The sequence below is a fragment of the Micromonospora craterilacus genome (assembly GCF_003236315.1).
In the GTDB taxonomy this organism is placed as follows: domain Bacteria; phylum Actinomycetota; class Actinomycetes; order Mycobacteriales; family Micromonosporaceae; genus Micromonospora; species Micromonospora craterilacus.
This window is the reverse complement of sequence record NZ_POTY01000033.1, coordinates 12,893-37,380: the sequence shown is the minus strand read 5'-3', so window position 1 is coordinate 37,380 and position 24,488 is coordinate 12,893. Positions and strand designations below refer to the sequence as shown.

Below are 24,488 nucleotides of genomic sequence, written 5' to 3'. Positions count from 1 at the left end.
GCCGCCGGCGTACCGCTCGCCGAGGCTGATCCCGGTGGTGGAGTTGGTGCCGCCGAGGCGCACCTGGTGGTCGAGGCCGACGAACTTGCCGTTGTGCTGCCAGAGCGCCGGCTTGAGCAGGTTGTACTTCGTCTCGTCCCACCTGGTCCAGTCGTCGAGCAGCAGGCCGCCGGTGTCACCGGAGTTGGGGTTGAGGCACCAGAAGGTGTGGTGGATGCCGTTCTCGACCATCAGGTCGCGCAGCGCGGCCATCCACCGGTCCTGCCGGGCGTCCTGGCCGAGCCGCCCTCCCCACTCGCCGACCAGCAGCGGCGCGATGTTCTGCTCGTGGATGTAGAACCAGTTCGGTCGCCACACGTCGTTGGTCAGCGAGTTCTTGTCGAAGTTGCCGGCGAACCAGGGCTGCTCGAAGACGAGCGGGCCGTAGTCGTGCGGTGAGTAGACCAACTGCCGCTGGTGCGCGCCGAGGTTGACCGGGTGCTGGGCGACGCCGCGCAGGTTGCCACCCCACCAGTTGTAGAAGTAGTTGGGGCTGCGGTCGGGGTTGGTGTTCGGCGAGTTCCAGGTCGCGCCGGGGCGCGGGTAGACCTCGATGCCCTCGCACAGGATCAGCACGTTCGGGTTGATGGCCAGGATCCGCCGGCCCGCCGTCTCGCAGGCGTACTTGAAGTTGTCCTGGTCGGTGCTGGAGTCCCACTTGGCCCGCTGCGGGTCGTTCGGGGTGCCGTGCGGCTCGTTCTTGATGTCCATCGCGACGATGGTGTCGTTGGTCCGGTAGCGGGTCGTGATCCACTCCCAGCCCTGGTAGAACAGCTCAGTGGTGACGCTGCCCTTCCACCACACCGGATAGACGTGGCCGGAGTTGTCGGCCTCGGCGCTGTGCACGTCGAGCATGACCTTGAGGCCGTACTTCTCGCACAGCCCCAGCCAGTAGTCGAAGACCTGGAGGTTGTTCAGGCCGTTCAGTTCCGGGTTGACGTACGTGTTGACGTTCGGCCGGACCGTCTGGCCGGCCTTCCACTCCAGCAGCAGCTGGGTGGAGATGGGTACCCGGACGATATTGATGCCCCGCTCGGCCATCTGGCGGGTGATCGTCTCGATGTTCGCCGACCACAGGCCGTGGAAGACCCGTTCGCTGGCGTTGAAGCCGAACCAGTTGGCTCCGGTGAGCCAGACCTGGTTTCCGGCCTCGTCGACGATCTTGTTGCCGTCGGTACGCAGCCAGTCGCTGGTGGGCGCGGCGGCGACGACCGCCGCGGCACCGACCGTGGGAGCCGCCGTGGCGGCGGGTGCGGCGGCCGTCAGGCCGAGCAGGGCGATGGCCGCCGTCGCGGCGGCCTGCAGTTTCGTACGTGCGGACATGCGACTTCCTCTGATGGTGGGTGACGAGGAACGTCGAATGACGGCCCTGCCCGGCAGGCCGTGGGAGCGCTTCCATCGACACCCTATGCGGTCCCACCCGCCGACGGAAGACGGGTCAGACGGCCAGGGCCTCGCGGACGGTGCGTTCGGCGGTGCTGCCGCCGTCGCCGGCGGAGGTGACCCGCCCGGACTGGAGCACGTGGTAGCGGTCGGCCACCCGCAGGGCGAACCCGAGGTGCTGCTCGACCAGGAGCACGCTGAAGCCGGTCTGCGCGATCAGCGCGACGATCCGGTCCTGGATCTCGGTCACCACCGACGGTTGGATGCCCTCGGTCGGCTCGTCGAGCATCAGCAGCCGGGGCCGGGTGATCAGCGCCCGGGCGATGGCCAGCTGCTGGCGCTGGCCGCCGGAGAGCAGCCCGGCCCGGCGGCGCAGCAGCGGGCGCAGCGCCGGGAACAGGTCGAGCACGTCGGCGGTGGCCGCCGTCCCGTCGCGCCGGCCGTCGGCGACCAGGCGCAGATTCTCCGCCGCGGTCAGGTGCGGGAAGCACTGCTGCCCCTGCGGCACGTACGCGATCCCGCAGGCGACCCGCTCGTGCGGCGCGAGCCGGGTGATGTCCGTGCCGTCCAGCTCGACCCGGCCGGCGCTGGGTCGCAGCAGGCCGGCGGCGACCCGCAGCAGGGTGGACTTGCCGGCGCCGTTGTGGCCGAGCACCGCAGCGACGCCGTCGCCGGGCACGTCGACGTCGACACCGTGCAGCACCCGGCTGCGCCCGTAGCCGGCGTGCACGCCACGCATGGTGAGCATCATGCCTCCGTAGGCGTCGGGGCCGTCCCGGCGTCGACCGGGTGACCGAGGTAGACCTCCTGCACGCGGGGGTCGGCCTGCACCTGCGCGACGGTGCCCTCGCTGAGTACCTGCCCGGCGTGCAGCACGGTGACCGTACGCGCGAAGCGGCGCAGGAAGTCCATGTCGTGCTCGATCACCACCACCGTGCGGTGCTGGCTGACCGTTTCCAGCAGCTGCCCGGTGGCGTCGCGTTCCTCGTGGCTCATCCCCGCCACCGGCTCGTCGAGCAGCAGCAGCCGGGCGTCCTGGACGAGCAGCATGCCGATCTCCAGCCACTGCTTCTGCCCGTGCGCGAGGGTGCCGGCGAGTTGGTCGGCCCGGCCGGCCAGGCCGATCACGTCGAGGGCCTCGGCCACCTCGGCGGGTACGCCGTGCCGGCGGCGCAACAGTGTCGCCCAGCTCCGCCGGGCCCCGGCCGCGATGTCGAGGTTCTGCAGCACGGTCAGCTCCTCGAACACCGTCGAGGTCTGGAAGGTACGGCCGACGCCGAGGCGGCTGGTCCGATGCACGGGCCGGCCGAGCAGTTCCCGGTCACCGAAGCGTACCGAGCCGGTGGCCCGGACCAGGCCGGTGACCGCGTCGACCAGGGTGGTCTTGCCCGCGCCGTTGGGTCCGATGAGGAACCGGATGTCGCCCGGGGCCACGTCGAGGCTGACCCCGTCGACGGCGGTGAACCCGTCGAAGCTCACCCGCAGGTCCCGGATGGACAGTCCGTGCAACTGCTCGCTCATGCCGTCCCCGCTCTCCGCCGGCGGACCCGGCTGAGCAGCCCGTCGCGCGGCTCACCGCCGCGCCGGCGGGCCAGGCCGACCAGCGATGCCAGGCCGCCGGGCAGGAAGGCCACCACCACGACGAACAGCAGCCCCTGTAGGTACGTCCAGGTGCCCGGGAACCGCTCCGACAGGGCGGTACGCGCCCAGGCCACCGCTACCGCGCCGAGCACCGGACCGAGCAGCGTGGCCCGCCCGCCGACCGCGACGCCGATGACGAACTCGATGGACGGGACGATCCCGATCAGCGCCGGGGAGATGATCCCGACCGCGGGGACGAACAGCGCCCCGGCCAGCCCGGCCATGCCGGCGGCTACCACGTACGCGACGAGCTTGACGGCGGCCGGGTCGTAGCCGAGGAACCGGACCCGTTCCTCCCCGTCGCGCACCGCCACCAGCAGCTCGCCGTACCGGCTGTGCATCAGGTGCCGGGCCAGGGCCAGCAACGCCAGCAGGGTGCCGGCGATGATGAAGTAGACCATCCGCTGGTTGACCGGGTCGTCCAGGTCGTAGCCGAAGAAGCCCTGGATGTCGGTGAGGCCGTTGGTGCCGCCGGTGGTGCCCTGCTGGCCGATCAGCAGGATCACCATGGCGGCGGCGAGGGCCTGGCTGAGGATGGCGAAGTAGGCGCCCCGGACCCGGCGGCGGAAGACCAGCGAGCCGAGCACGAAGGCGACCGCCATCGGCAGCAGCACCGTGGCGGGCAACGCGAACCACGGGCTGGCGAACGGCCGCCACCACAGCGGCAGCTCGTCGAGCTGCCCGTACAGCATCATGAAGTCGGGCATGTTGCCCGGGCCCGCGTCGGCGAGCTTGAGGTGCATGGCCATCGCGTAGCCACCGAGGCCGAAGAAGACGCCCTGGCCGAGGGCGAGCATGCCGCCCCGCCCCCAGGCCAGGCCGATGCCGACCGCGACCATGGCCACGCAGAGGTACTTGGCCAGCAGGGACAGCCGGAAGTCCGACAGCATCAGCGGGGCGACGGCGAACAGCAGGGCGGCGCCGAAGGCGAACCCGGCGGCGGCCCGGAACCGGTGCCGGGACGGACCGGCGGCGGGTTCGCCCGGTGGCGGCGGCGCGGGTTCGGCGGCGGTGACGGGATCTCGGGCGACGGTGGTCATGCGAGGCTCCTGGTGCGCAGGGTGAACAGGCCCTGGGGTCGCCACTGGAGGAACGCGACGATGGCAACGAAGACCATCACCTTGGCGACGCTGAGAGTGGTCAGGTACTCGCCGGTGGCCTGGAGCACGCCCAACGCGAAGGCGACGATCACGGTGCCCTTGAGCTGACCGATCCCGCCGACCACGACGACCAGGAAGGCGTCGATGATCAGGTTGGTGCCCATGGTGGGACCGATCGGCCCGAGCAGGGTCAGCGCGACCCCGGCGATGCCGGCCAGGCCGGAGCCGATGAAGAAGGTCGTCCGGTCGACCCGGGAGGTGGCGATGCCGGAGACGGCGGCCAGGTCGCGGTTCTGCACCACGGCCCGGATCCGGCGACCCAGCGGGGTGACCCGCAACGCGACGGTCAGCGCGACGACGGCGCTGCCGGCCAGGGCGAGGATGAACAGCCGGTTGTTGGCGACGGTGATCCCGCCGGGCAGCGCGATGTTGCCGGTGAGCAGTTCCGGGGCGCGGGTCTGCACGTTCGGGCTGCCGAAGACGTCCCGGGCCAGCTGTTGCAGGATCAGTGACACCCCCCAGGTGACCAGCAGCGTGTCCAGCGGGCGGGCGTAGAGGCGGCGGATCAGCAGGATCTCCAGCAGTACGCCCATCGCGCCGGCCACCACGAAGGCGACCGGCAGGGCGACCAGCAGCGACCAGCCGGCCGCCGTGATGACCTGCTGGAGGACGTAGGTGGTGTAGGCGCCGGCCATGATGAACTCGCCGTGCGCCATATTGATCACGTTCATCTGGCCGAAGGTGAGGGCCAGGCCGAGCGCGATGAGCAGCAGCACCGCCCCGATGCTGACGCCGGTGAAGAGCTGGCCGATGAGAACTGTCACGTTGCGTACTCCGAACTGGCTGGTGGGGAGCGGGTCCGGGCGGGACCTGTCGTCCCGCCCGGACCGGGTTGTCCGGGTCAGCTCAGGCCGCCGGCCCACGGGTAGCTCTTGAGGTACGGGTCGGGCGTGATCGGCTGACCGGAGTTCCAGACCTCGGTGATCAGGCCGTCCGCGCCGACCTTGCCGATGCGGGCCGTCTTGGCGATGTGCTGGGTCGGGCCGTCCACGGTGACCAGCCCCTCCGGCGCCTCGAAGGTGATGCCGCTGGATGCCTCCCGGACCTTCTCCACGTCGAAGGTGCCGGCCTTCTCCACCATCGCCTTCCACAGGTGCACCGAGACGTACGCGGCCTCCATCGGATCGCTGGTCGGCTTGTCCGCCCCGTACTTGGCCTTGTACGCGGCGACGAACTTCTCGTTCGCCGCGCCGGAGGTGGTCTGGTAGTAGTTCCAGGCGGTCAGCTGGCCCTCGAGGTACTGCGTGCCGATGCTCTTGACCTCCTCCTCGGCGATCGACACCGACACCACCGGCATGCTGGCGGCGGTCAATCCGGCGGACTTGTACTCCTTGAAGAACGCCACGTTGCTGTCGCCGTTGAGGGTGTTGAAGACCGCGTCCGCGCCGGACGACTTCACCTTGTTGGTGATCGTGCCGAACTCGGTGGAACCGAGCGGGGCGTAGTCCTCCCCCAGCACCGTCATTCCGTTGGCCGCCGCGTACGCCTTGATGATTTTGTTCGCGGTCCGCGGGAAGACGTAGTCGGAACCGACGAGGTAGAGCGACCTGGCGCCCTGCGCCTTGAGGTAGTCGAGCCCGGGAACGATCTGCTGGTTCGTCGTGGCACCGGTGTAGAAGATGTACGGCGACTGTTCCAGGCCCTCGTACTGCACGGGGTAGAACAGCAACGCCTTGTTCTTCTCGAACACCGGCTTGACGGCCTTTCGGCTGGCCGAGGTCCAGCAGCCGAAGACGGCCGCCACACGGTCCTCGCGGATCAGTTTCTCGGCCTTCTCGGCGAAGGTCGGCCAGTCTGAGGCGCCGTCCTCACCGATGGGTTGGATCTTCTTGCCGAGCACACCACCGGCCGCGTTGATCTCCTCGATCGCCAGCATGATCGAGTCGCGAACGGTCACCTCGCTGATGGCCATGGTGCCGGAGAGGGAGTTGAGCAGGCCCACCTTGACGGTGTCGCCGGAAACGTCGGCGCTGACGCCGGCGGCGATGCCGGAGTCGGAGGTCTTGCTGCCGCACGCGGCCAGCGCGGCCGCGGCGACCAGGGTCATGGCACCCGCCAGGATGCGGCGGCCCCGGAACAGTGTCATCAATTCTCCCTGCGTCGCGGGTGAGGCGAAAGTCGGTACCCGGGAACGAACACCGGCCCCGGGTCGAGGAGTACGGATCTGCGTGCCTGCGGTGCGGTCCGTCGGAACATTTCGCGCTGCCCGGCGGGGCGGGTGGACGCCGGCCGGGCAGCGAATCGGATATCGGGCAGGGAAAGCTTCGATCCGCTTCGTTGCGCGGATGTTTCCCGGTCCTCAATAGACTGTTTCCGTTGACCGGTGCCACTGCGGCAAGACGGCACGAAAAAATGCCGATGCCCCCGCCGCAAAATCGACGGAATGGCATCGGCATACGATTATCAGCCGCAGTGGACGTTGCTTATCGACCACTGTCGGACGGGTGTCGGTATCCGGCGCGATGGCCGGATACTTCACACAGGAAGCATCTTAGGCGGCCGGCGGCCGGGCGTGTCAAGGCACCCGGGTCACAGTTCGGCGAGGACGCTGAAGTCCAGGCCGTCGGCCTCGGCGAGGTAGATACGCTGGCGGACGTGCCGGCGACGCAACCGCAGCTCACCACGGGGTCCGCCGTACGTCACCACGTCGGCGGACGCCTCCACCGCCCGTACGTCCAGCGTGCCGGCCTCGGCGATCAGCGCCGCGAGCAGCATCACGCCCTCGTAGCAGGACTCCCCCAGGCTGCCCAGCGGCGGCGCCTCCAGCCCGAAGCGACGGGCGAACGCGCCATGGAAGTCCAGGTTCTCCTGAGTGACCAGGCCGGCGAAGAAGCCGGCGGTGCTGAACAGCCGACGAGTGTTCGCAACACCGCTGGCCAGCAGCATGTTCTCGTCCATCAGGGTGCTCAGCCGCAGGCAGCGCTGATCCAGCCCGGCCCGGGCGAAGGCCCGGTTGAACCGCACCGCGTCGGCCCCGACCAGCAGCATCAGCACCGCGTCGGCGTCGCTGCGTTCGATCCGGCGCAGCACCTCCGCGAAGTCGTGGGCCGCCAGGGGCAGGAAGTGGTGCCCGACCACCCGGCCCCCACCGCGCAGCGCGTACCGGTAGGCCGCCCGGGTGGTCCGACGTGGCCAGACGTAGTCGTTGCCCACCACGAACCAGCGCCGCACGCCCAGATCCCCGGCGAGCAGCCGCATCGCCGGCCACAGCTGGGCGTCCGGCGTCTCGCTGGTCAGGAACACGCCCTCGGTACGCTCACCGCCCTCGTACAGCGCGGTGTAGACGTACGGCACGCGGTGCGCGATCCGCGGGGCGACCGCCTGGCGTACCGAGGAGATGTGCCAGCCGGTCACGCCCTGCACCGCGCCCACCGACACCAACGCCTCCACCTCGGCCGCGACCTCGACCGGCGGCGCCCCGCCGTCCACCGGCACCAGCCGCAACTCCCGGCCGAGCACCCCGCCGCGCTGATTGACCTCCTCCACCGCGAGTTGGGCGCACAACTCGCAGCTCGGACCGAACATGCCGGCCGGCCCGCGCATCGGGTAGACCAGCGCGACGCTGACCACGCCACGGTCGACGGTGAACCAGGACGCCCCGGCGGTGATGCTCTCCGCCGCCTGCGGGCGCCCGGACCCCGGTGCCGGCACGGACATGAACACATGGTGGCCGCCACCGAAGGTGATGACCAGCGCTCCCCAGCCAGCGGGACGCGTCGGTACGATGGCACGGCAACCGCCAGGCGGGAGTGCCATGTCAGACCTTCCCGGTTCCGCAGCCGACCTGCTGCCCCTGCTCACCCGCGCCGAGCGGCTGCTCTCGCGCCGGGTCGGTGGGGTGCTCGCCGCCGAGTCGCTCAGCATCGAGGCGTGGCGGGTGCTCTGCCTGCTCGCCGACGGTCGAGGCCACCCGATGAGCGCGGTCGCCACCGAGGCGTCCCTGCCCCCGGGCACGCTGACCAAGCTGGTCGACCAGCTCGTCGACCGTAACCTCGTCTTCCGCCGGATCGACCCGGCCGACCGCCGCCGCATCCGCGCCTACCTGACGGCCCGCGGCCGACGCGAACACGAGCGCCTGTCCGCCCAGATCCGCGCCGACCTGGCCGGGCTGGCTGCTCCGGGCGACGCCGACCTGGCCGCCCGGCTCGGCGACCTGATCGGCCGGTTGGATCCGGACCGCCACCACATCCCAGCCCCAGCCCCAGCCTGATCACACCGCCGCCACGGCTCGCCCGGATTCGGGCACCGGCCAGCGGCCGCGCCCGCGCCGGTCAGCGGCGGATTAGCGCGAAGACGCCCCAGCCCAGGTACTCACGCTGGTATCGGACGTAGCGCAACGGGTCCTCGGTCAGTTCCTGCCGCAGCTCGCCGGCGAGCGGGTCGTGCGGGTGAGCGTCCAGCCAGCGGCGCAGGTTGAGCCAGTGCGCCGCCGCGTAGCGGTCCCAGCTGTCCTGGTCGGCCAGCACCATCTCCACCAGGTCCCACCCCTGGTCACCGAAGAGGCGGACCAGGCCGGGCAGATCCTGGAAGTCCTCCCGGCTGGCGGCCTGGCTGCCCTCGACGGTCGCCTGGTCCGGCGGGTCGATCCGCCAGTACGGTTCGCCGACCAGCGCGATCCCGCCCGGGCGCAGCCCCCGGGCCAGGATCTCCAGCGTGCCGGCGACACCCCCGCCGATCCAGGTGGCCCCGACGCAGGCCGCCACGTCGACCGGCTCCTCGGGCACGTACGCCGCCGCGTCGCCGTGCACGAACCGGACCTGCTCGGCAACGCCCAGCTCGGCCGCCCGCTCGCGGGCGGCGGCGGTGAACGCGGTGCTGATGTCGACGCCGGTGCCGACCACCCCGTGGTCGCGGGCCCAGGTGCAGAGCAGCTCGCCCTTGCCGCTGCACAGGTCGAGGATCGAGGTGCCCGGCGGGAGCTTCAGTACCCGGCCCAGGGTGGCCAGCTTGCCGGCGTCGATCGGGTTGAGGATGCGGAGATCACCCTCGCGGATGACGAAACTGCGGGGCAGGTCCATGGTCGAGGGACGCTAGTTGCCCACGCCGCAACCGCCAACCGGTTTTCCGGGGCGTGCCCGCCCGGCCTCAGCCGCCGTTGACCGGCCGGAACTGCCGGACGGAGTGCCGCGCCCGGGCCGCGCGGTTGGTGACCGGGCCGACGGCGTCGAACATGACCCGGCCCAGGATCGCGTGGGCCTGCACGGCCGGGTGGGTCGCCCCGTAGTTGTCCAGGTCGCCGAGCGAGTCGGCGAAGAGCGCATAGGTCAGCGTCGGCGCCCCGGTCGCGTCGAAGATGATGCCGGCCTCGTGCCGGGCCGCGCCGGCGGTGTCGAAGTCGGCGCCGTACTTGGTGGCGACCCGGCTGCGTTCCGCCGAGGACATGTTGCGGCGGATCCCGTCGTGGTAGCCGTTGATCCAGCGCAGGATGCCGAGCAGGAAGTCGCTCGACCGGGCCGACAGCAGGGTCTTGTTGGCCAGCCGCCAGAGCAGGTCGTGGGTCTCCCGCGGGGTGGTCACGCCGAGGAAGAACCGGTTCGGGTTGGCGACCGGCTCGACCCGGGTGTGCGTGAAGCCCTTGGCCGCGAGGATCTGGTTGATCTCCAACGCCGGCACCACCCGGCCGCACATCCGCACCGCCGTGTTGTCGGAGACGAGCAGCAGCGCGGTGAGGAAGTTCGCCACCGTGACCTCGTCACCCCAGACGGTCTGCAGGAAGTAGATGCCGCTGCCGCCGAGGATGATGTCGGCGGTCAGATCGAGGCGCTGGTCGAGCCGCAGCTCGCCGCGGTCGATCTTGTCCATGACCGCCACCGCGACCGCGAGCTTCTGCACGCTGTACCCATGCGTCACGCGGTCGGCGTCGTCCTCCACCAGGGCTCGCGGCACCCCGGTGGCGTCGACCATCGCGATGTGCGAGTGCCACACACCGCCCGCCTGAGCCTTCTGCTGCCGATACGTACGCCGGATCAACTCCTGACCGCCGACCGGGCCGGGCCGGCCGGCACCGGATGGCAGGGCGCCGACCGGCGGCGCACCGGCTGCGGCGGCGCTGCCCGGTGCCGCCGCCAGCGCTGCCGCAGCCGCTCCGATCCCGATCGCGGCCCGACGACTGAGGTGCTTGACCATGACCACTCCCCCTGGGTCAGAAGGGCAACCGGCGGACGCCGGCACCCGGACACACCCTGCCATACCAGCTCAACAGCGCGCACCCACCGCCCACAGAGGACAACCGAGGCGCCGCTGGCCGCCACCACCGTCACCCGCCCATCCCGGCCAGGGAATGCTGGTCCGAAACGGGCTCTGGCGGGGCACCACCGCACCAAGATCGGTTCTCGGTCGGAGGTTCGAGGTAGGCACGGAGGGTGTGCGCGTCCGCAGCGGTGGCGGTCCACAGGGTGGCCAGGCCGCCGGCCAGTGGCAGCCGGGCCACCGTGCCCGCGACGGCCGGGGGCTCGGCGGGTCGGGCCGGGTCGACCACCAGTAGCGAACCGGTCGCCGCCGCGCCGCCGAGCACGGCCGGGCCGGCCCAGCCGGGGACGTCCGGCCCGACCGTGAGGGACTGCCGCAGCAGCGGCCGGCCGGCCAGGTCGACCCAGGTGTTCACCTCGGCGTGGCCGGGCTGCTCGCCGTGCCGGCCGCAGATCAGCTCGTCACGCCAGTGCAGGGTGCCGCCCTCCGCGACGTCCACCTGGGCGTCGCCGACGTGCGCGCAGCCGGCCGCCGCGACCAACTGCTCGGGCAGCCAGCGCAGGGTGGCACCCGCGGCCACGGTCGCCCGGACCAGCATCCGGGATACCGGGCCGGGACGGCCGGGCAACGCGATCGAGGCGGCCACCGTGTGCACCCGTACCACCGCACCAGGACCCACCTCGACGTCCAGCCGTAGCTCGTCGCCGGCGAGCGGCCCGGCCGCGCCGCCGACCACGTACACCGTGACCCCACCGTCGCCGGCCGGCACCTGGCGCAGCAGCAGCGGGCTCTCCCCCCGCAGTTCCGGCAGGACGGTGCGACCGTGTCCGTCCGCGCGGGCCACCAGCCGGGCGGTGGCCCGCAATTCAGGCGCGCCCGACGGGAAGAGCGGCGACCGGCGCGGCCTGGCCCGCGACGGCCCTTGGAGCGGGCTCGGCCGAGCCGACACCGGCCGACGCAGCGCCGGGCGAAGCGGCACCGGCGGCGTCGGGTGGCACGGTCACCGTGCTCCGGTGGGCCAGTTCGTGGCGGATCCAGTCGGCGACCTGGCTCGCCAGGGGATCCTCCGTTATGGACTGGAAGACCGTCGGCAGGGCGCCGCGTCGGGCGCGGGCGTCGCGGTCCATTACGGACAGGTCGGCGCCGACCATGGGCGCCAGGTCGGTCTTGTTGATCACCAGCAGGTCGGCGGCGGTCACCCCGGGCCCGCCCTTGCGCGGCACCTTGTCCCCGCCGGCCACGTCGACCACGAAGATCTGCCGGTCGACCAGGCCCCGGCTGAAGGTGGCGGTCAGGTTGTCCCCACCACTCTCCACCAGCACCAGGTCCAGCGGACCCAATGCCTCGGCCAGTTCGTCGACCGCGTCGAGGTTGGCGCCGATGTCATCGCGGATCGCGGTGTGCGGGCAGCAGCCGGTTTCCACCGCGCGGATCCGGGCCGGATCGAGCACCCCGGCCCGTTTGAGGAAGTCGGCGTCCTCGGTGGTGTAGATGTCGTTGGTCACCACGCCCAGCCGCAGCTCGCCGGCGAACGCCCGGCACAGCGCGGCGACCAGTGCGGTCTTGCCGGAGCCGACCGGGCCGCCGATGCCGACCCGCAGCGCCCGGGTGGCGGCGGGCAGCGGGGCGTGCGGGTCGACGCCCGGTTCGGGGTGGGTGTGCGGAACGGACTCGTCGTGCTCGATCTCGGGGCGCAGGATTTCAGGACGCAAAGAGACGCACCTCCCAGGTGGCGTGAGCTTCGGCGTGAATGTCGGCGAGCGGCGCGGCGGCGGCGGGCAGCCGCTCCGGTGGTTCTTCGGCGGCCCGGGCCGCCCGCGCCGCGGTGGCGTCGCAGGCGCCGGCGAGCCGGACCAGCAGGGCCTGCACCTGGTACGGGTCGAGGCCCAGCAGGCGTACGGCGGCACTGGCCGAGCCGGTCACCGTGGCGTGGGCGGCGACCGTGGCGACCTGCGCCGGGTCGAGTCCGGCGGCGGCGCCGACCAGCCCGAGCGTGAGCGGCTGGTGCGGGCCGCCCGGTGTGACGGGCAGGTCGTCGAAGGTGGCCGCCGGCCAGATCTGGCGGCCCGCCCGCAGCAACGCGCGGCCCTGCCGGCGGGACACCGCCCTTTGGGCCGGCGAGGCGGTACGGGCGTCCAGTTCGGCGTCGAGCCGGGCGAGCGTGGCCCGTCGCCCGGACGACCAGGCCGCCCGGCGGGCCGCCGCCGCGAAGGCCGCCGCGACCAGGCCCGCGGTGGCCAGCCGGCCGCGCAGGTACCCGCCCAGCGTGGCCAGGTCGGTGACCCGTCCGGCGGCGACGGCGGCCTCCAGACCGGCCGAATGGGCGTGCGCCCCGGCGGGGAACCGCCCGTCGGCGAGGAGCAGCAGCATGGTCGGGGCGGCCATCAGAAGAGGAAGTACCGCTGGGCCATGGGCAGCTCGGTCACCGGATCCGGTTCGACCACCACCCCGTCGACCCGGACGGTGAAGGTGTCCGGGTCGACCTCGATGCGCGGCAGCGCGCCGTTCTCCGGCAGGTCCGTCTTGCTCCGGGACCGTACGTCGGCCACCGGCACCACCCGCCGGCGCACGTCCAGGCGCAGCCCCGCGTCGAGCGCCGCGGGGGCGACGAAAGCCAGGCTGGTGGCGGCGGCAGCGCCTCCGTACGCACCGAACATCGGCCGGGGCAGCATCGGCTGCGGGGTCGGGATGGAGGCGTTCGCATCACCCATCTGGGCGTACGCGATCATGCCGCCCTTGATCACCAGGTGCGGGCGTACGCCGAAGAAGGCTGGCTCCCACAGCACCAGGTCGGCGAGCTTGCCCGGCTCCACCGACCCGATCTCGTGGTCGAGGCCGTTTGCCATGGCGGCACAGATGGTGTACTTCGCCACGTACCGGCGGGCCCGGTGGTTGTCGGCGGCGCCGTCGCCGGGCAGCGCGCCCACCCGGGCCTTCATCACGTGCGCGCTCTGCCAGGTACGCAGCACGATCTCCCCGACCCGGCCCATCGCCTGCGAGTCGGAACCGATGATGGAGATGGCCCCGAGGTCGTGCAGCAGATCCTCGGCGGCCATGGTGGACGGCCGGATCCGGCTCTCGGCGAAGGCCAGGTCCTCCGGCACGGCCGGGTTGAGGTGGTGGCAGACCATCAGCATGTCGAGGTGCTCGGCGAGGGTGTTGCGGGTGTACGGGCGGGTCGGGTTGGTCGACGAGGGCAGCACGTTCGGCTCCCCGGCCACGGTGATGATGTCCGGCGCGTGCCCGCCTCCGGCGCCCTCGGTGTGGTACGAGTGGATCGCCCGGCCGCCGATCGCGCGCAGGGTGTCGGCGACGAACCCGGCCTCGTTGAGGGTGTCGGTGTGGATGGAGACCTGCACGCCGGAGGCGTCCGCGACCCGCAGGCAGGCGTCGATCGCCGCCGGGGTGGTGCCCCAGTCCTCGTGCAGTTTGAATCCGCCGGCCCCGGCCCGCAACTGCTCCCACAGCGCCTCGGTGGACACCGTGTTGCCCTTGCCCAGCAACAGCACGTTGACCGGGAACGCGTCGAGGGCCTCGTGCATCCGGGCCAGGTGCCAGGCGTTGGGGGTGACGGTGGTGGCGCGGGTGCCCTCGGCCGGCCCGGTGCCGCCACCGACCAGAGTGGTGACCCCGCCGGCCAGCGCCTCGGTGACGATCTGCGGGCAGATGAAGTGCACGTGGGTGTCGACCCCACCGGCGGTGAGGATCCGGCCGTTGCCGGCGATCACCTCGGTCGCCGGGCCGATCACCAGGTCCGGATGGACACCGTCCATGGTGTCCGGGTTGCCGGCCCGGCCCAGCGCGACGATCCGGCCGTCGCGCAGTCCCACGTCGGCCTTGACCACGCCCCAGTGGTCGAGGACCACCGCGCCGGTGATGACGGTGTCCAGGGCACCGTCGGCGCGGGTGGCCCGGGACTGGCCCATCGATTCGCGGATCACCTTTCCGCCGCCGAAGACCGCCTCGTCGCCGCCGGCACAGTGGTCGTGTTCGACCTCGATGAGCAGGTTCGTGTCGGCCAGCCGGATCCGGTCGCCGGTGGTCGGCCCGTACAGGGCGACGTAGCGGTTCCGCTCCACGATGCTCATGCCGGCCCGCCGTCCGCGCCGGCCACCGCCGCCGGCCCCAGGTCCAGGTGCCCGCCGCATTCGCCGCGCAGGCCGGGCACGATCCGCGCGCCGCCGAGCGGCACCAGGTCGACCGGGCGGCTCACGCCCGGTTCGAAGCGCACCGACGTACCGGCCGGCACGGCGAGCCGCTGCCCCCAGGCGGCGTCCCGGTCGAAGTCCAACGCCGGGTTCGCCTCGGCGAAGTGGTAGTGCGAGCCGACCTGCACCGGCCGGTCGCCGGTGTTGACCACCAGCAGCGTGGTCACCGGCCGACCGGAATTGATCTCCACCGGCCCGGCGGCCGGCAGGATCTCGCCGGGGATCACGGGATCGGGTGGTGCACCGTCACCAGCTTGGTGCCGTCCGGGAACGTCGCCTCCACCTGCACCTCCCTCAGCAGCTCGGGGATGCCGTCCTGCACGTCGTCCCGGGTCAGGACGGTGCGGCCGGCGGCCATCAGGTCGACCACGGACTCCCCGTCGCGCGCCCCTTCGAGGAGGAAGGCGGTGATCACCGCGACGGATTCCGGGTAGTTGAGGCGCAGGCCGCGGTCGCGGCGGCGCCGGGCGACGTCGGCCGCCAGGTGGACGAGCAGGCGGTCCTGCTCATGGGGGGTGAGATGCAAGGGGAACTCCCGGTGGGTGTCCGCGCCCCCGTACGCCGCCGGCCCGGCGCCTCGACGCGCCACCCGCAGCTTGGGGTTCGCCCGCCGGCACATCCGCCACGATCGAGGGGCCCGGGATTCCACCATCCCGGCCCGCGTCGCGGACCACCGGCGGTGTCTACTCGGATGCGGACCGCACCGCCCACCGCTGAGCAGACCGTAAGGGATCACGCGGGCAACGGGCAACACCCACTCGGCGCGCGGTACGCCGACGCCCTGCGTGAGGGTTGTCATAACGGGTGGACGCCGCCCCGTGACCGGCTGCTAGCCTCGGCGGCAGGTCATGAGCGCCAGCGTCAAGCCCCGGCTCGCTGGCCGGCAACCCTCGTCCGCGCAGGGGTGCCCCGGGTGAAGACCAGGCATCGGAGCAACCTCCGATGCAAGCGTGGCCTGGTTCCCAGGTCATCACGACCTAGAGGGAGAACCATGCCGTACCGCAGTCGACCCGCTCCCGCCGTGGCCTGCCCGGGCCTGACCCGGCGCCGGCACGTCGACATGATGCGGGTCTGCAGCGCCGCGTGTAGCTGACCGCGCCGCTCCGGTCACCGAGCCGACCCGGCTCGGCTGACCGCCGCCCCTTCTTCCTGACCGACCCATCCCAGCGGTCCGCCGTGCGGCGGACCGTCGGTGCGGCACGCCCGTGCCCGCCGCCGCTCAACCAGGAGACACCTGTGCGATTCCTTCCTGCCCTGACCCGAGCCGCCGCCGTCGGCGTCGCCGCCATCCTCGGTGCCACCGCCCTCACCGCCTGCGGCTCGGACTCCGCCGGCGGCACCGACAACCCGTACCGCCTGCTCCAGCCCGGGGTGCTGCGGGCCGGCACGCTCAGCGACGCGCCGCCGAACGTGTACCTCAAGGACGGCAAGTTCACCGGGTTCGACAACGATCTGCTGGTCGCCGCCGCCGACAAGATCGGGCTGAAGGTGGAGTTCGTCGGCACCGACTTCTCCGCGCTGCTCGCCCAGGTGGGCAACCGCAAGTTCGACATCGGCAGCTCGTCGATCACCATCACCGAGGCGCGGAAGAAGACCGTCGACTTCGGCAACGGGTACGACTTCGGCTACTTCGGCCTCGACGTGCCCGCCGGCTCGTCGCTGACCAGCTTCGACGAGTTGCCCGGCAAGCGGGTGGTGGTCGTGCAGGGCACCGTCCAGGACGACTACGCCACCGGCAAGGGACTCGACCCGGTCCGGGTGCCCGACTACAACGGTGCGCTCAACCAGCTCAAGGCCGGCACTGCGGACGCCTGGATCGCTCCCGCCGAGATCGGCGACAAGTCCGCAGCGGACAGCGGCGGCAAGATCACGGTAGCGGCGAAGCTGCTCAGCCCGGCCCCGACCGCGTACGCCTTCGCCAAGGGCAACGACGCGCTGCGGGAGGCGTTGGACAAGGCCCTCGACGAGGTGATCGCCGACGGCACCTGGACCCGGCTGCAGGAGCAGTACTACCCGGGCCGCCCGATCCCGGCCGACTTCAGCCCCGGCAGCGGCAACGTGGTGGCGCCGTCGGCGTCGGCCGCTTCCTGAGTAGGACGACGAGCGAGCCGGGCGGAGGTTGACCGTGGATCCGTTGCGCACCCTGTGGGAGACGTTCTTCGACTGGGAGTCCATGCGCGAGGCGCTACCCGACATGCTCACCGTCGGGTTGCCGAACACGCTGATCCTGGCGGTCACCGCCGCCCTGCTCGGCTCGGCGCTGGGCATCCTGCTGGCCGTGGCGGGCATCTCGCGTACCCGCTGGTTGCGCTGGCCGGCGCGGGTCTACACCGACGTGTTCCGGGGCCTGCCGGCGGCGGCGACGATCCTGCTGATCGGGGTCGGCCTGGCGCCGCTGGGCATGCAGGTGTGGGGGCCCAACCCGTACCCGCTGGGGATCCTGGCGCTGTCGCTGATCGCGTCGGCGTACATCGGTGAGATCTTCCGCTCCGGCATCCAGTCGGTGGAGGCCACCCAGTTGGAGGCGGCCCGCGCGCTGGGCTTCTCCTGGGGCGAGGCGATGCGGATGGTGATCATCCCGCAGGGCATCCGCCGGATCCTGCCGGCCTGGGTGAACCAGTTGATCGCCCTGATCAAGGACTCCAGCCTGGTCTACTTCCTCGGCCTGCTGGCCAGCCAGCGGGAGCTGTTCCGGATCGGGCAGGACTACGCGGCCAACACCGGCAACCAGTCGGCGCTGCTGCTGGCCGGGCTGTTCTACCTGGCGCTGACCGTGCCGCTGACACACGTCGTCAACTGGATCGACCGGCGGCTGCGGCACGGGCGGCCGGCCACCGGACCGGCCGGCGACGATCCCGACGACCTCGACCTGGCGCTGCCCGGCGCCGCGGGAGGAAACCAACGATGAGCACCTCGGTCAGTCTGAGCCTGCGCGACGTGCACCTGGCCTTCGGGCGCAACCAGGTGCTGCGCGGCGTCGACCTGGACGTGGCCCGGGGCGCCACCGCCTGTGTGATCGGCCCCTCCGGCTCCGGGAAGTCGACCCTGCTGCGCACCGTCAACCGGCTCCTGGAACCGGATCGCGGCGACGTGCTGCTGGACGGACGCAGCGTGCTGGGCGACGACCCGGACGCCCTGCGGCAGCGGGTCGGCATGGTGTTCCAGCAGTTCAACCTCTTCCCGCACATGAGCGTGCTGCGCAACATCACCCTCGCCCTGCGCCGGATCCGCAAGCTGGGTGAGGACGAGGCGGTGGCGGTGGCCCGTACCCACCTGGACCGGGTCGGGCTGGCCGCGAAGGCCGACGCCCGGCCGGCGCACCTGTCCGGCGGGCAGCAGCAGCGGGTGGCCATCGCCCGGGCGCTGGCCATGCAGCCGCAGGTGATGCTCTTCGACGAGGCGACCTCGGCGCTGGACCCGGAACTGGTCAAGGGCGTGCTGGCGGTGCTGGCGGACCTGTCCGCGCAGGGCATGACCATGGTGGTGGTGACTCACGAGATGGGCTTCGCCCGGGAGGTCGCCGACCAGGTCGCCTTCATGGACGCCGGCGTGGTGCTGGAGGCCGGCGAGCCGGGGGCGGTCTTCGAGGCGGCCCGGCACCCACGCCTGCGCCGCTTCCTCTCCCAGGTGCTTTGAGCGACGGTCGGGAACTCGCGGGTTCCCGACCGTCGCCGCGGCTCACATCCGGTCGGCCACCACCCGGCCCAGCTTCACCATCGGCTCACGGTTCTCCTTCGGGTCGTTGAGCCGGACCAGATGGATCACGACCCAGATGTCTCCCTTGCGGACGAAGACATCGTTCGACGTCCCGTCGAGGTACGCCTCGTCACCGACCTCGGGCAGCTCCTCCAGTTCGTGCTTGAGCGTCCGCGCGATGTCGAGCGTCTTCTTCGCACCGTCGCCGACGTACACCTCCAGCTGGCCGGTCGGCCCGGTGGGCGGCGCCGTCCAGACACAACCCTGTGCTGAGGCCGTCTTGGGGCCGAGCTTGACCCCGACCACCGCCGCCGCCTCCTGGTCGGTCACCAGATCGCAACCCTGCGGTGCCGGCTTGTCGGGTGGGGCGGCCGAGGCATCGTCGTCCACCGGATCCGCGGAGGCCGAGGGATCCACCGCAGTCGTCACCGAGGGATCGCGGTCAGCGCCGGGAGATCGGGGCGCCTCGTCCGACCCTCCGCAGGCAGACGAGGCGAGCAGCAGCGTCACGGCCGGCAGCACGATCAGCCACCGGCCGACACCCGCTCGTCCGGTCACCATTCCCCCACCGGAAGCTGCTGGTCGAGCTCCGGGCAGTACTGCATGGTGTACTCCGAGACCGGCGGCATCACCGTCTTGAGTTTCTCGGCGGCCTCGGCGAGGCGGGCGTAGCCCGAAGGGTCGTCGGCCAGGCTCTTGCCCGAGGTGTCGATGACCGCGGCGTAGAACTCGCTGAGCGCCGCCGCCTGGGTCTTGATCTCCGCCGGCGCCGCTGCCACCAGCTCCCTCAGCCGGGCGTGTGCCTGATCCACATCGGCCTTCCGGTCACTGCCGCCCGGCGTGAACAACGGGTCCACCGAGTCATTGAACGCCTTCACCACGTCGCACCAGGTGTCACCGCTGCCCGTCTTGGCCTGGTCGGTCGCCTTCCCGGCATCGACCTGGCTCGTCGCGGCCGGGGTGTCGCCGCCCGCGGCCGGCGCCGAGACGCTGGGCTCGCCACCGCAGCTCGTCAACAGGAGCCCGACCGCCAGCGCGGCAAGGACCCCCCGAATCCTTCTCATCGATCTCTCCTCCGACCTGAGCAAGCTGACCACCTCGCCGGCGTCCGCCAACCCCACCGCCGGTGGCGGCAACCCGGTTGCCGGCGGCGCGGCGCGCGTCCGTCCAGGTGACCAGTCTGATCGGCCGGTTTCGGGGGCTGTTCAGGAATTGTTCAGGCGCGACGGGGGCCCGCCCCGGGAGGGGCGGAGGTGGCAGGTTCGACGCCGATCTCGCGCATCCGCGCGGCGTACTCCTGGTAGCGGCGGCTGGCCTCGCCGTGCCGCCCGACCGCCGACAAGGCGCTGACCAGCCCCAGATGCGCTGGCTCGTCGTAGCCGTCCTCGGCGGTCAGCCGCAGGTACCAACCGATCGCCGCCTCGGCGCGCCCCAGTCGCAGGCACCGCCTCGCCAGCCGATGGATCGTCTCGCGATGCAGGTCGGCCAGGACGGCCCGGGGTCGCCACACCGCGTCCCCGACGATCTCGCCGTCGTCGCAGAGATCGCCGGTGTACATCGCCACCACCGCCTCCAGGCGGCTCACCAGCCGGGTGTCGCCGTCGGCGGCCGTCGCACCTGCCGGATCCGGGCTGCCGCTCGGCGGCGCCTTCGGCGTGCTCGCGCTGTCCGCCGCGATGGCCGCGCGGGCCGCTTCGTAGAAACGCACCGCGTCCACCGCGACGTGTGCGGGGTCGATCCGTACGGTGGCTGGGTCGGTGGCGAGGTAGCGATCGGCCGGATGTCGCCGGTCCGGATCGAGTACGCCCCGAACGGTCGAGATCAGCACCGACAGGCGGCGCAGCGCCACCTCGGTTCGGGCCTGCGGCCACAGCGCGGTGGCCAGGGCCTCGCGGGCCACCGGCTTCCCGAGCTGCCCGGCCACCATGCTGAGCAGGTCCCGCGCCTTGCGGGACTGCCAACTGCGCACCGGCACCGGCGTCCCAGCCAGCCGGACGGTGAACTGGCCCAGGGTCTGCACCTCCACCTCGGGGACGGGCGTCGGCCCGATCGCCGCCAACGGACCGGCGACATGCCAGCCGCCTTCCTGTACGCCGATCTGGCGCAGCCGTTCGTAGGCGACTTCCTCGGCCACCCGGTCGTCGGACAGGCGCGCCTGTAGCAGGGCGTTGGTGGCGAGGCCGAACTCGTTGCCGAGTTCGGCCCAGATGGTCGCTGCTTCCGCCAGGTCGGCGAGCAGGCGACGCACGGCCCGGGTGGAGTTCGTCCCGGGGCTGGTCCGGTGGGCGGCGAGCGTCACGAGTTCCATCGCCTCGGCCAGGCCGGCGGCGTCCCGACGGCGGCCGGCCTCCGACCGGACCCGTTCGCCGTACCGGAGTGCGGTCTGTGGATCACCGGAACAGAGGGCGACCCAACCGGCGGCCAGTTCGGCGACGGTGGGTCCGGCGGCGCTGGGCATCGACAGGGCGCGTTCGGCGTGCCGGGCCGCCGCCACCGGATCGTCGGCGTAGCTGATCCGCGCGAGCCCCGCGCAGGCCTCGACCAACACCTGGGCGTTGCCGTCCGGCTCCCCCATCGCCAGCGCCGCCCGGTAGGCGGCCACCGCCTGCTGGGTCGCGCCGCGGACCCGGTGTACCCGGGCGGTCAGCGTCAACCCGAAGGCCGCCAGCGGCGATCCGGCCCGCTGCCATCGGGCCAGCGCCTCGTCCGCGTCGCTGCGCGCGCGGCGCAGGTCACCCAGCCCCAGCCAGGCTTCCGCCCGGTTGTGCAGCGCCAACGCGAGCAGCATCTGGTGCCCGAGCAACTCGCCGAGCCGGACCGCCTCGTCAAGTTCCTCGACGGCCGGCCGGTAGCGTCCCTCCTCCACGAGCCGTGAGCCGACGTTGCACCGGATCCGGAGTTGCTGGCCGAAGTCACCGGCGCGTTCGGCCGCCGCCAGCGCCCGCGCGTACGCGTGTTCGTTGCCGGCCCGGTCGCCGTCGCCGAACGCCGCCAGCGCCTGTGCCAGGTACGCCGCCGCCATCGCGGCGTCGTCCCCGCTCTGCTCGGCGACGCGGACCGCCTCCGTCGCCAGGTGCCGGGTCCGCACCTGGTCACCCTTCGCCCAGCGGGTCGCGGCCCAGCCGGCGAGCACCTGGGCCTGGTCCGCCGACGCCCGATGCTGGTCATCGAGGTCGAGTTCGGCGCGTTGGTAACACGAGTCGGCGGCGTCGAACCGCCCTCGTTGATGCAGCAGTACGCCGAGGCGCCAGGCCAGTGCCGCCGGCAACGGCACGGCCGCCGGCACGGCCGCGAGTTGGCGTAGGGCCTCGTCGTACTGCCCGTCGCGGATGGCCGCCTCGATCGGGACCAGCACATCGAGCATGTCAGGACCACCCGTGTCGGCGGTCATGACCGGAGAGTGTCACACCGCAGCGCCATGCCGGCCGGTCGGCACGTTCGCGGACGCGGCCTGAACGTCCTCGTCCCCACTGCGCCGACTTTAGAGCAACCGGCAAAAGGACCGGCGGGGCTGCCGTGCGCCCGGGGGCAGCGTGTCAGTCATCGGACTGGCCACGACCAGGGCGGTCAGCCGGGGGTGTCGCGATGCCGAAAGGCGGCCAGGCCGACGGCGACGAGGGCGGCGGCCACCACGGTCAGTCCCACCAGGGGTAGCACGGTCGGATGGGCGGCGGGTGCCGAGGGCACGTGGGTGTAGGGCGACAGGTTCAGCACCGCCTGCGGCAGGTCGAGCAGCGCGCCCAGCTGCCAGAGCAGCAGGAAGGCGATCAGCACCGTCCAGCTCAGCGCGACCGACCAGCGTGGCAGCGCCCCGAACAGGGCGGTCACCAGCCCGGCGACCACCAGCAGGGCCGGCAACCGCAGCAGCGCCGCCCCACCCAGCTCGACGGTCCAGCCGATCGGGTCACCGGCGGCCAGGCCGTACCCGAGGCCGGTGGTGACGCCGCCCAGCAGCACCAGCGCCAGCGCGCCGAGGACGGCGCCGAGCACCTGCGTGCCGAGCCATCGGGTGCGGCTGACGGCCGTGGCGAGCAGCGCCTCCAGCACGCCGTCGGTCTCGTCGCCCCGGGTACGCAGCAGGGCCTGCACCACGTACGCCCCGATGGTCAGCGCGAACAGCCCGAGCATCGCGGCCAGGTACGCCTCGACCAGCTTCGACCCGCCGCCGAGCTGGGCGATCACCTCGGCCGCCGCGGGGTTCTCGGAGATCATCGCGTCGACCTCGTGGCCGGCCACGCCGAAGGAGAGGCCGAGCACCGCCACCGCGACCGCCCAGCCGGCCAGCGCGCCCCGGTGCAGCCGCCAGGTCAGTCCGGCCGGGCTGAGCAGCCCGGACGCGGCCCGGGCCGGCCCCCGGCGGGCGGCGAGCAGGCCGGCGCCGACGTCGCGGCGTTCGGCCAGCAGGAAGGCCACGGCGAGGCCGGCGACCAGCAGCGCGACCGGCAGCGCGAGGACCCACCAGCGTTCCCCGGCGAAGGCGCGCACCTGGGTGCCCCAGCCCAGCGGCGAGAGCCAGGTCGGCCAGGCGCTGATTAGTCGCGCCCCGTCGGCGCCGCGCTCGCCGAGCACGTCGCCGGCGGCCCGCAGCAGGAAGGCGACACCGACCGTGGCGGCGGCGAGCGCGTTCGCGCCCCGGGAGGTGACCGAGAGCTGGGCGGCGACGGCGGCGATGCCGGTGAAGGCGACCCCCACCCCGGCGATCGCCGCGCCGGCGGCCAGCGAACCGGCCACCGGCAGCCCGGTGCCGACGAAGGCGAGCGCGAGCAGCGCGGCGGCGAGCAGGTTGGCGCCGACCACGACCACCAGGGCGGCGGTGAGCAGCGCGTACCGGCCGACGGCGGAGGCACCGAGCAGTTCGGCGCGCCCGGTCTCCTCGTTCTGCCGGGTGTGCCGGACCACCGCGAAGGTGCTGAGCAGGGCGGCGAGCAGGGCGAGCGTGAGGTACGTCTCGGTGACCACCACGGCGCCGAGTTCGGTGCCGGCGATCGGGCCGTTGAACGCGCGGGCGACCACGCTGCTGACCGCGGTCTCGGCGTACCCCAGACGGGTCTGCTCGTCGGGGTAGAAACCGGCGACGCTCTCGGCGAGGGCGTAGCCGATCAGGGGCGTGCCGAGCACCCAGACGGCCAGGCGGATCCGGTCCCGGCGCACGGCGAGCCGGGCGAGCCGGCCGGTGCCGGTGAAGCTGCTCATCGGTCGCCTCCGACGGAGGCGGGCCGGCTGCCGTTGGCGCTGTCGCCGTAGTGGCGCAGGAACAGCTCCTCCAGGGTCGGCGGTGCGCTGGTCAGTGCGCGGACCTCGAAGCGGATCAAATGACCGAGCAGGGCGTCGAAGTGGGCGGGCTCGACCTCCAGCCGGACGCGGCCGTCGACCGGCCGGACCTCGTGCACCCCCGGTAGGGCCTCCAGGCCGGTCACCGGGCGTCCGGTTTCGACGGTCACCGTGGTGCGGGCCAGGTGACGCAGCTCGGAGAGCGTGCCGGACTCCACCACCCGGCCCTCGCGGATGATGCTGACCCGCTCGCAGAGCGCCTCGACCTCGGCCAGCACGTGGCTGGAGAGCAGCACGCTGGCACCGGCCTGGGTGAGCTGGCGGACCTCCTCCTGGAACACCGCCTCCATCAGCGGGTCCAGCCCGGAGGTGGGTTCGTCGAGGACGTACAGCTCGACGTCGGAGGCGAGGGCGGCGACGATGGCGACCTTCTGCCGGTTGCCCTTGGAGTAGGTGCGGCACTTCTTCGTCGGGTCCAGGTCGAAGCGTTGCAGCAGCTCGTCGCGGCGGCGTTGGTCCAGCCCGCCGCGCAGCGCGCCGAGCAGGTCGATCGCCTCGCCGCCGGAGAGGTTGGGCCAGAGGCTGACGTCGCCCGGCACGTACGCCAACCGCCGGTGCAGCGCGACCGCGTCCCGCCACGGGTCGCCGTCGAGGACCCGCACCTGTCCGGAGTCGCGGCGCAGCAGGCCGAGCAGGATCCGGATGGTGGTGGACTTGCCGGAGCCGTTGGGTCCCAGGAAGCCGTGCACCTCCCCCGGCTCCACCCTCAGGTCGAGCCCGTCGAGGGCGCGTACGCCGCCGAAGGTCTTGACCAGGCTCTCGATGGAGATCACGGACATGGCGCCTCCCGCCGTATCGGTGCCTACCACTCCACTGTACTGACCGATGGTAAGGGGTTGGC

At 72.4% G+C, this 24,488-nt stretch carries 24 protein-coding genes and 1 riboswitch; of the genes, 4 read left to right on the top strand and 20 right to left on the bottom strand.

Translation table 11 applies throughout. The features are described 5' to 3' along the window. The 7 genes from C1I95_RS08200 to C1I95_RS08170 form a co-directional block, all read right to left on the bottom strand. Positions 1-1,362, bottom strand: a 1,362-nt coding sequence (locus C1I95_RS08200; RefSeq protein WP_111213172.1) for a glycoside hydrolase family 5 protein, incomplete at its 3' end; no start/stop codon positions are given. A gap of 115 nt (positions 1,363-1,477) precedes the next feature. Continuing rightward, on the bottom strand, positions 1,478-2,170 hold the full coding sequence (urtE, locus tag C1I95_RS08195) for an urea ABC transporter ATP-binding subunit UrtE (RefSeq protein ID WP_111213171.1): 693 nt from the start codon (positions 2,168-2,170) through the stop codon (positions 1,478-1,480). Continuing rightward, positions 2,170-2,943: an urea ABC transporter ATP-binding protein UrtD gene (gene urtD / locus C1I95_RS08190; RefSeq protein ID WP_111213170.1), complete on the bottom strand. Its 774-nt coding sequence runs from the start codon at positions 2,941-2,943 to the stop codon at positions 2,170-2,172. The genes urtE and urtD overlap by 1 nt, the downstream gene beginning before the upstream one ends. Then, positions 2,940-4,103, bottom strand: coding sequence for an urea ABC transporter permease subunit UrtC (gene urtC, locus C1I95_RS08185; RefSeq protein WP_111213169.1), 1,164 nt, complete (start codon positions 4,101-4,103; stop codon positions 2,940-2,942). The genes urtD and urtC overlap by 4 nt, the downstream gene beginning before the upstream one ends. Next, a complete protein-coding gene (gene urtB / locus C1I95_RS08180) occupies positions 4,100-4,987 on the bottom strand; it encodes an urea ABC transporter permease subunit UrtB (protein WP_111213179.1) in 888 nt (295 codons plus the stop codon). Before urtB ends, urtC begins: the two co-directional genes overlap by 4 nt. A 77-nt stretch (positions 4,988-5,064) precedes the next feature. Continuing rightward, complete coding sequence (gene urtA / locus C1I95_RS08175) at positions 5,065-6,309, bottom strand: urea ABC transporter substrate-binding protein (protein ID WP_111213168.1); 1,245 nt, start codon at positions 6,307-6,309, stop codon at positions 5,065-5,067. Between the two features lie 443 nt (positions 6,310-6,752). Then, a complete protein-coding gene (locus C1I95_RS08170) occupies positions 6,753-7,880 on the bottom strand; it encodes a substrate-binding domain-containing protein (protein WP_233513424.1) in 1,128 nt (375 codons plus the stop codon). A gap of 97 nt (positions 7,881-7,977) precedes the next feature. Between C1I95_RS08170 and C1I95_RS08165 the strand changes: the two genes are divergently transcribed. After that, positions 7,978-8,433, top strand: coding sequence for a MarR family winged helix-turn-helix transcriptional regulator (locus tag C1I95_RS08165; RefSeq protein ID WP_111213167.1), 456 nt, complete (start codon positions 7,978-7,980; stop codon positions 8,431-8,433). Between the two features lie 61 nt (positions 8,434-8,494). On the opposite strand, the gene C1I95_RS08160 is transcribed toward C1I95_RS08165, so the two are convergent. From C1I95_RS08160 to C1I95_RS08125, 8 genes are all read right to left on the bottom strand, one after another. After that, positions 8,495-9,241: an SAM-dependent methyltransferase gene (locus tag C1I95_RS08160; RefSeq protein WP_111213166.1), complete on the bottom strand. Its 747-nt coding sequence runs from the start codon at positions 9,239-9,241 to the stop codon at positions 8,495-8,497. A gap of 67 nt (positions 9,242-9,308) precedes the next feature. Beyond that, positions 9,309-10,349, bottom strand: a complete 1,041-nt coding sequence (locus tag C1I95_RS08155) for a serine hydrolase (protein WP_111213177.1) — start codon at positions 10,347-10,349, stop codon at positions 9,309-9,311. 130 nt (positions 10,350-10,479) lie between these two features. Further along, positions 10,480-11,277: an urease accessory protein UreD gene (locus tag C1I95_RS08150; RefSeq protein ID WP_111213165.1), complete on the bottom strand. Its 798-nt coding sequence runs from the start codon at positions 11,275-11,277 to the stop codon at positions 10,480-10,482. 1 nt (position 11,278) lies between these two features. Beyond that, on the bottom strand, positions 11,279-12,124 hold the full coding sequence (gene ureG / locus C1I95_RS08145; protein ID WP_325048788.1) for an urease accessory protein UreG: 846 nt from the start codon (positions 12,122-12,124) through the stop codon (positions 11,279-11,281). After that, complete coding sequence (locus tag C1I95_RS08140; protein WP_111213164.1) at positions 12,114-12,797, bottom strand: urease accessory protein UreF; 684 nt, start codon at positions 12,795-12,797, stop codon at positions 12,114-12,116. The genes ureG and C1I95_RS08140 overlap by 11 nt, the downstream gene beginning before the upstream one ends. Further along, complete coding sequence (locus tag C1I95_RS08135; protein ID WP_111213163.1) at positions 12,797-14,500, bottom strand: urease subunit alpha; 1,704 nt, start codon at positions 14,498-14,500, stop codon at positions 12,797-12,799. Before C1I95_RS08135 ends, C1I95_RS08140 begins: the two co-directional genes overlap by 1 nt. Then, complete coding sequence (locus C1I95_RS08130; protein WP_111213162.1) at positions 14,497-14,847, bottom strand: urease subunit beta; 351 nt, start codon at positions 14,845-14,847, stop codon at positions 14,497-14,499. Before C1I95_RS08130 ends, C1I95_RS08135 begins: the two co-directional genes overlap by 4 nt. Further along, a complete protein-coding gene (locus C1I95_RS08125; protein WP_111213176.1) occupies positions 14,844-15,146 on the bottom strand; it encodes an urease subunit gamma in 303 nt (100 codons plus the stop codon). The genes C1I95_RS08130 and C1I95_RS08125 overlap by 4 nt, the downstream gene beginning before the upstream one ends. 318 nt (positions 15,147-15,464) lie before the next feature. Further along, a riboswitch (SAM riboswitch) is annotated at positions 15,465-15,577 on the top strand. Between the two features lie 279 nt (positions 15,578-15,856). Between C1I95_RS08125 and C1I95_RS08120 the strand changes: the two genes are divergently transcribed. From C1I95_RS08120 to C1I95_RS08110, 3 genes are read left to right on the top strand one after another with little or no spacing between them, the layout of a single operon-like run. Continuing rightward, positions 15,857-16,711 carry an ABC transporter substrate-binding protein gene (locus tag C1I95_RS08120; protein ID WP_111213175.1) on the top strand — a complete coding sequence of 285 codons (855 nt, stop codon included), beginning with the start codon at positions 15,857-15,859 and terminating at the stop codon, positions 16,709-16,711. 34 nt (positions 16,712-16,745) lie between these two features. After that, complete coding sequence (locus C1I95_RS08115) at positions 16,746-17,528, top strand: amino acid ABC transporter permease (RefSeq protein ID WP_111213161.1); 783 nt, start codon at positions 16,746-16,748, stop codon at positions 17,526-17,528. Further along, on the top strand, positions 17,525-18,256 hold the full coding sequence (locus C1I95_RS08110; protein ID WP_111213160.1) for an amino acid ABC transporter ATP-binding protein: 732 nt from the start codon (positions 17,525-17,527) through the stop codon (positions 18,254-18,256). Before C1I95_RS08115 ends, C1I95_RS08110 begins: the two co-directional genes overlap by 4 nt. 42 nt (positions 18,257-18,298) lie before the next feature. Here the strand turns inward: C1I95_RS08110 and C1I95_RS08105 are convergent, their stop codons facing one another. From C1I95_RS08105 to C1I95_RS08085, 5 genes are all read right to left on the bottom strand, one after another. Further along, positions 18,299-18,877, bottom strand: a complete 579-nt coding sequence (locus C1I95_RS08105; RefSeq protein ID WP_111213159.1) for a DUF3558 domain-containing protein — start codon at positions 18,875-18,877, stop codon at positions 18,299-18,301. Beyond that, positions 18,871-19,380 (bottom strand): hypothetical protein, encoded by a 510-nt coding sequence (locus C1I95_RS08100; RefSeq protein ID WP_146605666.1) that lies wholly within the window; start codon positions 19,378-19,380, stop codon positions 18,871-18,873. The genes C1I95_RS08105 and C1I95_RS08100 overlap by 7 nt, the downstream gene beginning before the upstream one ends. A gap of 152 nt (positions 19,381-19,532) precedes the next feature. Beyond that, positions 19,533-21,707 carry an ATP-binding protein gene (locus C1I95_RS08095; protein ID WP_111213157.1) on the bottom strand — a complete coding sequence of 725 codons (2,175 nt, stop codon included), beginning with the start codon at positions 21,705-21,707 and terminating at the stop codon, positions 19,533-19,535. 176 nt (positions 21,708-21,883) lie between these two features. After that, entirely contained in the window at positions 21,884-23,509 is a 1,626-nt protein-coding gene (locus tag C1I95_RS08090; protein ID WP_111213156.1) for an ABC transporter permease, read from the bottom strand. Continuing rightward, positions 23,506-24,426 carry an ABC transporter ATP-binding protein gene (locus tag C1I95_RS08085; protein WP_111213155.1) on the bottom strand — a complete coding sequence of 307 codons (921 nt, stop codon included), beginning with the start codon at positions 24,424-24,426 and terminating at the stop codon, positions 23,506-23,508. The genes C1I95_RS08090 and C1I95_RS08085 overlap by 4 nt, the downstream gene beginning before the upstream one ends. Positions 24,427-24,488 lie beyond the last annotated feature (62 nt).